Origin of the sequence: Streptococcus sp. GMD1S (genome assembly GCF_000296875.1) — a bacterium.
Taxonomy (GTDB): Bacteria; Bacillota; Bacilli; order Lactobacillales; family Streptococcaceae; genus Streptococcus.
Genome location: NZ_AJQY01000215.1, coordinates 1 through 831, shown reverse-complemented (window position 1 = coordinate 831; position 831 = coordinate 1). Strand labels below are relative to the sequence as shown.

Genomic DNA, 831 nt, shown 5'->3' with positions numbered 1-831 from the left:
GCCACCTTGTCCCATCATGCCTTCAAGGGCAGACATATCCATCCCTCCCATATTTGGCATATTTTTTGGAAGGTTATTGGGATTGATGCCCATCTGCTTCATCATCTTGTTCATATCCCCAGACATGACACCTTGCATGAGCTGTTTAGCCTGATTAAAGTCCTTGATAAATTTATTGACTTCGACAAAGGTATTTCCAGAACCAGCAGCAATACGGCGGCGACGACTTGGATTTAACAAATCAGGATTTTCACGCTCCTCAGGTGTCATGGAAGACACAATGGCACGTTTGCGCGCAATCTGGCGCTCATCCACCTTCATATTTTGAAGGGCTGGATTGTTAGCCATACCTGGAATCATCTTGAGTAAGTCTTCCATTGGCCCCATATTTTGCACCTGATCCAATTGATCAATGAAATCATTGAAATCAAATGTGTTTTCACGCATCTTCTCAGCCATTTCAAGGGCTTTTTGCTCATCGTATTCTTGAGAAGCTTTCTCAATCAGGGTCAGCATATCTCCCATACCAAGGATACGGCTTGACATACGATCTGGGTGGAAGGTTTCGATATCTGTAATCTTTTCACCCGTACCAGTGAACTTGATAGGTTTACCAGTGATGTGGCGAACAGACAAGGCTGCACCACCACGAGTATCCCCATCAATCTTGGTAAGGATAACCCCAGTCACTTCCAACTGAGCATTAAACTCACGGGCGACATTGGCCGCTTCCTGACCGATCATGGCATCAATGACAAGGAGGATTTCGTTTGGTTGAGCCAGTGCTTTAACATCACGAAGCTCATTCATGAGAAGTTCATCGATTTGTAA

Annotated in this window: 1 pseudogene; it reads right to left on the bottom strand. The window is 44.8% G+C overall.

Annotated features, from left to right (window positions below):
* A pseudogene (locus tag GMD1S_RS08385) lies at nucleotides 1-831 on the bottom strand (signal recognition particle protein); the annotation flags it as partial.